Annotated in this window: 10 protein-coding genes and 1 pseudogene; 1 reads left to right on the top strand and 10 read right to left on the bottom strand. The window is 63.2% G+C overall.

The window, feature by feature from the left end:
* Positions 1-11 precede the first annotated feature (11 nt).
* Positions 12-164 carry a hypothetical protein gene (locus GF399_02380; protein ID MBD3399160.1) on the top strand — a complete coding sequence of 51 codons (153 nt, stop codon included), beginning with the start codon at positions 12-14 and terminating at the stop codon, positions 162-164.
* A 545-nt stretch (positions 165-709) separates the two neighbouring features.
* On the opposite strand, the gene GF399_02375 is transcribed toward GF399_02380, so the two are convergent.
* From GF399_02375 to GF399_02330, 10 genes and pseudogenes are all read right to left on the bottom strand, one after another.
* A complete protein-coding gene (locus GF399_02375; GenBank protein MBD3399159.1) occupies positions 710-1,606 on the bottom strand; it encodes a hypothetical protein in 897 nt (298 codons plus the stop codon).
* A gap of 28 nt (positions 1,607-1,634) precedes the next feature.
* Positions 1,635-2,207 carry an NADH:ubiquinone reductase (Na(+)-transporting) subunit E gene (locus tag GF399_02370; GenBank protein MBD3399158.1) on the bottom strand — a complete coding sequence of 191 codons (573 nt, stop codon included), beginning with the start codon at positions 2,205-2,207 and terminating at the stop codon, positions 1,635-1,637.
* A 13-nt stretch (positions 2,208-2,220) separates the two neighbouring features.
* Positions 2,221-2,997 carry a hypothetical protein gene (locus GF399_02365; GenBank protein MBD3399157.1) on the bottom strand — a complete coding sequence of 259 codons (777 nt, stop codon included), beginning with the start codon at positions 2,995-2,997 and terminating at the stop codon, positions 2,221-2,223.
* 32 nt (positions 2,998-3,029) lie between these two features.
* Positions 3,030-3,539 carry a hypothetical protein gene (locus GF399_02360; GenBank protein ID MBD3399156.1) on the bottom strand — a complete coding sequence of 170 codons (510 nt, stop codon included), beginning with the start codon at positions 3,537-3,539 and terminating at the stop codon, positions 3,030-3,032.
* A gap of 58 nt (positions 3,540-3,597) precedes the next feature.
* Positions 3,598-4,806: a hypothetical protein gene (locus GF399_02355; GenBank protein MBD3399155.1), complete on the bottom strand. Its 1,209-nt coding sequence runs from the start codon at positions 4,804-4,806 to the stop codon at positions 3,598-3,600.
* Complete coding sequence (locus GF399_02350; protein MBD3399154.1) at positions 4,608-5,573, bottom strand: hypothetical protein; 966 nt, start codon at positions 5,571-5,573, stop codon at positions 4,608-4,610. Before GF399_02350 ends, GF399_02355 begins: the two co-directional genes overlap by 199 nt.
* 61 nt (positions 5,574-5,634) lie before the next feature.
* Positions 5,635-5,811 (bottom strand): hypothetical protein, encoded by a 177-nt coding sequence (locus tag GF399_02345; protein ID MBD3399153.1) that lies wholly within the window; start codon positions 5,809-5,811, stop codon positions 5,635-5,637.
* Between the two features lie 409 nt (positions 5,812-6,220).
* Positions 6,221-6,550, bottom strand: a pseudogene (locus GF399_02340) (hypothetical protein).
* A gap of 127 nt (positions 6,551-6,677) precedes the next feature.
* The gene (locus tag GF399_02335; protein ID MBD3399152.1) at positions 6,678-7,727 is read right to left on the bottom strand and encodes a hypothetical protein; all 1,050 of its coding nucleotides are present in this window, start codon (positions 7,725-7,727) and stop codon (positions 6,678-6,680) included.
* A 366-nt stretch (positions 7,728-8,093) separates the two neighbouring features.
* Positions 8,094-9,161: 2Fe-2S iron-sulfur cluster binding domain-containing protein (locus GF399_02330; protein MBD3399151.1), on the bottom strand; the 1,068-nt coding region annotated here is incomplete at its 5' end.

Below are 9,161 nucleotides of genomic sequence, written 5' to 3'. Positions count from 1 at the left end.
GGGGAGCCCCGATGAGCTGGCCCGGCTGGCTGCTGCTGGGCCTGGTCGCCGCCGGGGCCGTCGTCGGCCTGGCGCTGTTCATCCGCCGGGAGAAGCGCAACGATCCCTGCCGCGGCTGCCCCGGCTGCAGCCCCCGCTCCAGGCGCCGGGCGGAGCGCAAATAGAAGCAACAGCTGAACCGGCGGGCAAAGCCCGTCGGTTTTTTCGGGCGGGGGCTTCGAGCCCCCCGCCGAAGATGGTGCTTGGCTTCGGTGTCCATAACCGTTGTGTTTCATCGACGGCGGACCGCAAAGGGTCCGCCCTACATGAGAATAACTGACCGAGGGCGGGGGCTTCAAGCCCCCCGCCGCAGATGCTGCTTGGCTTCGGTGTCCATAACCGTTGTGTTTCATCGACGGCGGACCGCAGAGGGTCCGCCCTACATGAGAATAACTGACCGAGGGCGGGGGCTTCAAGCCCCCGCCGCAACGTAAAGCGGGCGACTGAGGCCTCAGCGACACTACGGCGAATAATCGGTTCGGAGACGCTTGCCTAGAGGAGGACCTTTAGTTCCTCCCGTTTGCTGGTTGTCGTTTATACGTTGATCGGGACACAAACGTCCAAACGGGCCGACCGGTCGGCCCTTGGATAGACCTTATTACACAGTTGAAAAGAAACTACTTGTAAGAAAAGGTTCAGAACAATATCAAAATACGTATATGCTTAAGCGTTAATTATTAGATGGTTTCTTATATTTTGTTTCGATACTTATTAAATAGACATTATTGTTTTGTTCTCTATAAGTTAGCTCAACTATTTTATCTTTTTTCTGTTCCTGCTTATAATCATAATACTTGTATAATTTATCATACCCAAATCCTAGCATTTTCCATGAATAATGACATGAGAGAATATATATGATCAGCGCAATAGCTATTATTGGAATCCACAGAATATTCGTATATAGTGTTGATATATATATAGATGCAGTCACTACTGTATAGCCAATATTTATTGCGCCAAAAGCAAGATGCATATCTTGAGATACATTTCTATGTTCAGTATCATTATATATTTTGCTTAGACGGACATTTATAGTCTCTAAGTCTAATAATTTATTATTTTTAATTTTTTTCTTTTTACAATAATATACGCACACATCAACAATCGGAATAAAACATAGTATATTAAGTAAGACAAACTTAGGGTAAAAATATTTCCCATTTTTATTATTAAGTATAGACAATTTAGCAAAACCAGATTTGTCGTCACAGCAAGAGAAACAATTATTATCTTGATGCTTAACATTTATGTAATAATAGATGATTTTCTGAAATTCCCTAAGTAATAATATATGCGCATATGACATAACTGACACAAGAAAACCAAATGCCAAAATAACACCTAATAATAGTATTGCAGTAGGTAATTCAGTTAATTTCCAGGTAAAAGGAACCGTTGAAAAGGCATGAGCAATACCTATTATCGCAGCAGCTATAAAACCAGGCATCATCCACCTATAAGCAATGTAGGCTGGTATCCCAAGCACACTTACTGGTTTTGTTATTCTAGTTGGATTAACACTCTCAGATGATGTTGTAAAACTATATTTTTCTTCGGCAGACATAATCCCATCCTTTCTCTGTCTAAGCAAACTAGATCAGCCCCGTCAGGCCGATAAACGCCATGGCCATGATCGCCGTGGCGATCATGGTGATCCCCGGACCCTCGAGGCCCTTGGGCAGGTCGGCCCTCTCCAGCTTCTGGCGGATGCCGGCCAGGGCGACGATGGCCAGGGTCCAGCCCACCCCGGAGCCGAAGCCGTAGGCCAGGGTCTCGACGAAGCCGTAGCCGCGCAGAACCATGAAGAGGGAGACGCCGAGGATGGCGCAGTTGACGGTGATCAGGGCCAGGAAGACGCCGAAGGAGGCGTAGAGGTCGGGGCTGAAGCGCTCGATGGCCAGCTCGAGCACCTGGACGATGGCGGCGATGACGACGATGAAGATGATGTACTGCAGGTGCTCGACGCCGAAGGGCTCGAGCAGGTAGTGCTGGATGGCCCAGTTGGCGGCGGCGGTCAGGGTCATCACCAGGGTCACCGCGGCGCCCATGCCGAAGGCGGTCTTGACGTCGCGGCTGACGGCGATGAAAGGGCACATGCCCAGAAAGTTGGTCAGGGCGATGTTGTTGGTCAGCGCGGCGGAGAACAGCACGACGACGGCTTGCATGATCCACCTTTCCTTAACGGTCGGCGAGGAGCCAGTCCAGGGCGGCCTCGAACAGAGCGTAGCTGTCGGGGTGGTAGTCGGTGCCGCCGTCCTCGACCTCGACGATGGTCAGTTCGGGGTGCAGGCCGATGATGAACACCCGGCCGGCGTCGTAAGCGAAGGCCAGGCTGGCCGCCCCGTCGCCGGTGTCGTAGCGATGGAGGACGGCCGGGGCCTCCCCGGCTTCCTCGTCGAGGAGGAAGTAGGGGCCGTAGCAGTAGGTGTAGCGCAGCTCGTCCTCGAGGTCGGCGCTGATGGGGTGCTCCTCGTCGGCGTGGATGCCGGTAATGGTGCAGTCGGGGAACGGGGCGATCTCGTCGATGGGGCCGACGGCCTCGCCTGGGAACAGGGCCAGGGGCTCCATCGGCAGCTCGGCCCCCTGCCAGTGGACGCGGGCGGCGGCGAAGTAGGAACCGCCGCAGACGCCCAGGTAGGCGCCGCCCTCGGCGAGGAACCGCCGGATGTCCTCCTTGGCGTCGGTCTCCAGATCGCGGGCGTACTGGAACATGTCCCCGCCGGGGAAGGCCGCCACCCGAAAACCGGCGCAGCCGTTGGTGTTGAAGTAATCCGGTCCGGCGAGTTCGACGGAGTAGCCCAGGTTCTCGAGCAGCGCCGCCAGGTTGGCGGTGCAGTCCTCGTCGGCGCCGGGGCCGTCGTAGAGCAGCACGTCGCCCTCGAGGGGCTCGACGGCGCAGGAGGAGGCCAGCGGTATCAAGACGAGAAGGAGGGGCACGAGGCGGTAGCGTTTCATCGGTTTCCTTCTGTTATTGCCCGGTTCTTACGCTAATGCGAGGGCTTTGATAGGTTAATCCGGTGAGGTTTGATCCTGAGTTTGTGTTTACTGCTGAAATCCTTGAAGATGCGCTTACCGTCGCTTTTTATCCGTTTCACGGCGGCCTGGAAGTGAATGGCGAAGTAGGGGAAGTACTCCTCACGTCGCTGCTCGATGTAATCCCTGCACTTATCCCAGGAGGAGACGATCATCCCGCCGAAAACCCTAACGACAAGCGGATAGTTGGTCAAACGTTCCAGTATCAAGCTGCCGACGACATCCATGTCGTTGATGTGCCGGTGGACGAGTTCGCGCTTGCTTTCGTCCAGCACGGCGAGTTCGCCGTTCCACTCGTGGCGGGTGTAGCGGCGGGCCTGGCGCGCCTCGGGACTGTCCAAGCGGGTGATGATTTCAAAGGTGCGGACGAAACGGTTCTGCCGCCTTGTCAGCCAGAGGTTGACGGCGATGACGACGACGCCCAGAGCGCCGATGATCGAGAAAATCAGCTCCAGCCACTTCATTTGGACCCTTGGGTGTGCGGGGCGGTTGCTCAATCCTCGAACTCATCCAGGATCGCGGCTAGCGTAACAACGACCAGCTCGGCTCGGCGGCCTCCTCGACGATCAGGTAGTCGGCGTAGGCGGAGCTGAAAACCCCCTGACAGAACAGCAGCTCCTCGTCCTCGCTGACCAGGACGAACCAGCCGCAGTCCTCGCAGTCGGGGTCGGGGACGGCGTCGCCGATGTCGTCCTCGGAGAGATACCACTTCTTTTCCACGTAGGCCCGCTCGGCGTCCAGGCGGACGAAGTAACTGCCGTCCTCGACGCGGAAGCCGACCAGCAGATCGCCGTCGGGGAAGCGGTGCAGGCGCTCACGCAACTCCATCTCCCGGGTCTCCCACCAGGGCAGCAGGCCGTCGCAGTTCAGCTCGGCGTCGATGACCACCAGGCCGTGGCGGAAGCGGGAGACGTCGACGTGCCAGGGATCGTAGCGGCAGACGGTGCCGTAACCGGCGAGGTGGACGGGGGAGCGGTAGTCGCCCGCCAGCAGACTGAGCCGCCGGGTCGTCCCGGTGTCCGGATCGAGGGAGTAGACGACGTAGCCCTCGTCGCGTTCGACCAGTTCGTCCATCGCCAGGCCGGGCTCGGCGATGCCGATGACGGCGAAATCGATCTCCTCGTAGCTGGCGAAGTAGAGGCTCTCGCCGTCGGCGGACCAGGAGAGGTCGCGCTCGAGGCCCTCGCTGTCGGTCAGCCGGGTGACCTCGCGCCCCTCGCCGTGCAGACCCAGCTCCATCAGATAGACGTCGTGCCGTCCGTCGCGTTCGGCGACCCAGGCCAGGCGGCGGCCGTCGGGGGACAGGGCGGGGGAGTAGTCGTCGTGGCGGTCCTCGGTCAGCCGGTGGACGACGCCCTCGGCCAGGTCGAGGAAGTAGATCTCGCCGTCGGAGTCGTCGTCGTAACCGGTGAAGGCCAGGCGGCCGGAGAGGCCCTCGGCGGCGCAAAAACCCGCCAACAGCCGCGCCTCGTCAGCGCCCGCCGCCGGAGCGGCCAACAGGGCCAGGCCGAGGATGATCGTCGTCAGGGTCTTCATTCGCTCAGCTCCAGGGGCGCCCAACCGGGCTCGCCGACGCTGCGCTCGGTCGGGGTCAGGTAGGTGATCTCCTCGTTGGTCGCGCCGGGATGCCGAACCAGGGCCAGACGGGTGTTCGGCGCGGCCATGGTCACGCCGAGGAAACAGTCCGCCGTATCGGTGGGGATCAGGGCGTGCCAGCCGTCCCCCGGCCATTCCTCCAGCAGCTCGAAGCTCCGGGAGTCACAGCGGGCGTAAACCCGGCCGACGTCCTCCCGACGCAGACGCAGCAGCGGATCGCCGCCGGGAAAGTGGCCGACGGGCTCGCCGTCCAGGAGAGCGAACTGGTCGCAGGCCAGGGCATGGTGGATCAGTACCAGGCCGGGCTCGAAGGGCGAGGTCGTCTCGCTCCAGGGCTCGTAGGCGCAGATCAGTCCCAGACCGGCGACGTGGAGGGGATGGCGGTAATCGCCGCCGAAGACGCTCTGCGGTTCGACGTTCTCGTACTCGAAGCTGTAGTAATGGACGGAATAGCCCCGCTCGGTCCCCGCCAGGTGAACGAGTTCCTCCCGGCTGCCGGCGTGCAGGCCGACGGCGCCGAAGTCGATGTAGTCGAAGGCGCTGAAGTACAGCCGCTCGCCGTCGGCGGACCAGGAGAGGTCGGACTCGACGGCGGCGGTGGCGGTCAGCCGGCGGACCTCGCGCCCCGTGCCGTCGGCCCCCAACTCCAGCAAATGGATGTCGACCCGGTCGTCGCGCTCGGCGACCCAGGCCAGCCGGCGGCCGTCGGGCGACAGGGCCGGGGAGTGGTCGGCGCCCGGGTTCTCGGTCAGCCGGACCGGCTCCGCTGCGTCGAGGTCGAGGAAGTAGAGCTCGCCGACGGGGTCGTCGCTGTAGTCGATGAAGGCCGCCCGGCCGCCGACGTCGGCGACGACGGCCGCGCAGAGCAGGACGCAAAGCAGGATGGTGACGCCGTAGCGCATCAGTCGGTCTCCCCGGTTCGGGCCGCCCACGAAGGGTAGCCGTCGAAATGGGCGTTATCGGTCAGGCGGGCGAGTTGAGCGAAGACGCCGTCGCCCAGCCGCCCCAGGGCCAGCTCGGCGTCGTCCCCCGCCGCCGTGGCGTAGATGAACAACCCGCCGTCCGCGTCCACCGGCCGGGGATAGCGGACCGTTGCCGGGTCGATGGGCGCCTCGTGGATGAGGCAGCCGGCGACGGGATCGACCACGCTCAAGCGAGCCTCGCCGTTCACCAGGCGGACGACGGTCAGCCGGTCCCCGCCGACGCTCCGCGGCGGCGCCGGTGAACGGTCGGCGTATTCGACGAGGCGGACGGTCTCGCCGTCGACGTGGACGGGCCGGGGCTCGCCGTCGACCAGCTCGACCAGCCGGTAATCGTCGACGTTGTACTCGGGTTGCCAGACGGCGTAAAGGCGATCGCCGAGAAGCGCCGGGGCGTAGAACATCCCGGGGCGCTCGCTCAGGCGCTCGGGGCCGCCTCCGTCGAGATCCAGGCGGTAGATGTCGTAGAACTCGAACTTGCCCGTGCCGTCGTGGTCCAGGGCGGAATAGTAGAGGGCTCCATCCGCTCCGGTCCCCCACGCTAAAAAGCCCTCGCGGTGCGGATCGTCGGTCAAGCGCCTGATGTCGGTCAATTCCCCTTCAACAATGTCGGCCAGGTAGATATCCTCCCGCCCGTCGCGGACGGAGAGCCAGGCCAGGCGGCGACCGTCGGGAGACAGCGCCGGACCCCAGTCCCAGGCCGGGTGCTCGGTCAAACGCAGCGTCTCGCCGTCCGGTGTCGCGCTGTAGAAAATATCCCAGTTGTCCCTAACCTCGGCCAGCCAGACCAGGTGACCGGGGGACGGCTGCGGCGTCGGGGCGACGTCCGCCGCGGCGAGGCCGACGGGGAGCAGCAGCAGGCAGAGGACGCGGTACGTCGACTGGCGATGGGCGGGCATTGTTGCTCGTCGGTGTCGGGAGACTCGCCGGGGGCGTCCGGGACTACCGGAGGCGACGGCGCGCTTCTTGCCCGCGGACGCCACCGGCGGCCGCGGACGTGCAAGAAGCGTGACGGAGCCGGGGGGCTCAGTATTCCAGCTCGACCACCGCCCAGCTCGGCTCGCCGTCGTAATGGTCGTTGTCGGTCAAGGCCAGGAACTCGACGGCGCCCTCGCCCAGCAAGCCGTGGACGAAGACCAGCTCGGCGGCCGGATCGGGCGCCGGGGCCGTCTGACAGAGGTACCAGCCGCTGGCGGGGTCGACGGGGTCGGGGACGGGATTGTAGACCCGCGGCGGCCCGGGAGCCTCGGCGACGACCTCGGCGGTGCGCGGGTCGAGGCGGACGAACCACCGCTCGCCGTCGCGCAGGACGGTGAGCAGCAGGGTGTCGTCGGGGTAGCGCCGCGGCGCGGCGACGAGTTCGTCCCCCGGCGTTTCGAGGTCCGTGGTGACGCCGGCGTCATGGGTGTAGGCCAGGCGCCGCGGGGCGCCTTCCTCCCAGGCGCGTCGGGCGCAGACCACGCCGAAGCCGGCGAGGTGGCAGGGCCAGCGGTAGTCGCCGGGTTCCAGGCTCTGGGGGACCGTCTCGCCGGTGACGGCGTCGGCGTAGTAGAGATTGCCGACTCGGTCGAGATCGCGGAGCAGCGGGTCATTCTCGATGTCCTCGCTGTCCAAGAACAGGCCGATGCGCTCGGGGTCGGGCTCCTCGACGAGGGAGAAGTAGACCCGCTCGCCGTCCGTGGACCAGCTCAGTCCCGGCTCGAGCCCGGGGGTTTTGTAGAGCCGGACGGGACAGCGGTTGTCTGCTCGAGGTCCGAGGTGGACCAGCATCAAACCTCGCCAGTCGTCGTCCGCGGCGATGAAGGCCGCGGTGCAGCCGTCGGGGGCGAGGGCGGAAGCGTGGTAGTCGCCGGCGAAACCGTAGACGACGCCGGGCTCGCCGAGGTGCAGATCGATGTAGCGGATGTCGGCGTCGGCTTCCTCGACGGCGGTCCAGGTCACCCGGCCGCCGAGGCCGGCGTCGATCCAGGGTGTCGGCGGCAGCTTGCGCTCCTCGATGACCTTACTGTCGGCCGTCGCCGGAAGGACTGTAAGCAGCGCAAACCCCACGAGCCAGCGACCGCTCTTGTCGTTCATCCATCCTCCCGGTTCAAGCCATCGCTTCGGCTATAGGACGGCGGGATCGAAACCTTCACCACAGGGATTGCCGGGAGCGACACCCGCGCATGGCCGGTCGATGGTGCGTCGCGATCCATGATGCAACGCATAGCGTTGCCACCTGACACATGACTGCCGGAGCGCAGCGACCAGCGGGAGCGTCTACGCGGGGGTGACGGTGAATGACTCGTCAACGGTGCGTCGCGATCCATGAGGCAACGCATAGCGTTGCCACCTGACACATGACTGCCGGAACGCAGCGACCAGCGGGAGCGTCTACGCGGGGGTGACGGTGAAACAGCTAAAAACCTTTCGTCGCGATCCATGATGCAACGCATAGCGTTGCTAGCCGAATTTGTCGAAGTGGATGCGGTTTTCGGGGACACCGCGCTCGAGGAGTTTGGCGGTCAGACCGTTGACGACGGGTGGTGCGCCGCAGAGGTAGTATTCGTCGTCCTGGTGCTCGGCGAAGTATTTGTCGAAGAAGACGAAGTCCAGCCGGCCCCATTCGCCTCCCCAGTCCTGTTCTTCCTCGCCGGAGAGGATGGGGATGTAGTGGAAGCGTTCGTTGTGTTTCCAGTCCTCGATGTCCTCGAGGCCGTAGATATCCTGTTGCCGTCGGGCGCCGAAGAAGAGGTGGACGGCGACGTCGTCGGCTTCCTGGAGTATCTGGGGGACCAGGCTGCGGAAGGGGGCCAGACCGACGCCGGTGGCCAGGCAGGTCACGTCGCGGCCGGAGTGGGCGAAGAGGAAGTCGCCGTAGGGCCCGGAGAATTTGACCTCGTCGCCTTCGGAGAGGTTGTGCAGATAGGTGCTGGCGATGCCGCCGGGTTCCAGGCGCACGTTGAGCGAGATGCGGTCCTTGATGGTCGGCATGCTGGACATCGAGTAGGCGCGGTAGATGGGCTCGCCGCTCTCGGGTTCCGGGGCCTGGACCTGGACGTACTGGCCGGCGCGGAAGCTGATCCGTGAGGGGTCGGTCAGGCGGAAGGTCAGCTCGCGGATGTTGTCGGTCACGGGAACGCTGCGTTCGACGACGGCCTCGTACTCGCCGATGGCGAAGTATTCGGGCGGGATCCAGACCTGCATATCGTTGCGCACTTTGACCTGGCAGGACAGGCGCCAGCCCTCGGCGATCTCCTCGTCGGTGAGGGCCAGGCGCTCGGTGGGCAGCACGGGTCCGCCGCCGGCGGGGACCTTGAGCTTGCAGTAGGCGCAGGTGCCCTTGCCGCCGCAGGCCGAGGGGATGAAGTACTTCTTCTCGAACAAGGTGTAGAGCAGGGAGTTGCCGCCTTTGACGGTCAACTCCTTGTCCTCGTTGAGGATCAGCTCGCACTCGCCGTATTCGGCCAGGAAGCGGTCGGCCAGGGCCAGGAGGAGGCCCAGTCCGACGGCGATCCCGCCGATGACGGC

This window comes from Candidatus Coatesbacteria bacterium, assembly GCA_014728225.1.
Lineage (GTDB): Bacteria > RBG-13-66-14 > RBG-13-66-14 > RBG-13-66-14 > RBG-13-66-14 > WJLX01.
This window is presented reverse-complemented; position numbering and strand designations above follow the sequence as displayed.

What these genes read in the sequence shown, in the direction of transcription:
- GF399_02380 (MBD3399160.1), top strand. Translation starts at nt 12, where the DNA reads ATGAGCTGGCCCGGCTGGCTGCTGCTGGGCCTGGTCGCCGCCGGGGCC.
- GF399_02375 (MBD3399159.1), bottom strand. Translation starts at nt 1,606, where the DNA reads ATGTCTGCCGAAGAAAAATATAGTTTTACAACATCATCTGAGAGTGTT.
- GF399_02370 (MBD3399158.1), bottom strand. Translation starts at nt 2,207, where the DNA reads ATGCAAGCCGTCGTCGTGCTGTTCTCCGCCGCGCTGACCAACAACATC.
- GF399_02365 (MBD3399157.1), bottom strand. Translation starts at nt 2,997, where the DNA reads ATGAAACGCTACCGCCTCGTGCCCCTCCTTCTCGTCTTGATACCGCTG.
- GF399_02360 (MBD3399156.1), bottom strand. Translation starts at nt 3,539, where the DNA reads ATGAAGTGGCTGGAGCTGATTTTCTCGATCATCGGCGCTCTGGGCGTC.
- GF399_02355 (MBD3399155.1), bottom strand. Translation starts at nt 4,806, where the DNA reads ATGGCCGGGGGACGGCTGGCACGCCCTGATCCCCACCGATACGGCGGA.
- GF399_02350 (MBD3399154.1), bottom strand. Translation starts at nt 5,573, where the DNA reads ATGCGCTACGGCGTCACCATCCTGCTTTGCGTCCTGCTCTGCGCGGCC.
- GF399_02335 (MBD3399152.1), bottom strand. Translation starts at nt 7,727, where the DNA reads ATGAACGACAAGAGCGGTCGCTGGCTCGTGGGGTTTGCGCTGCTTACA.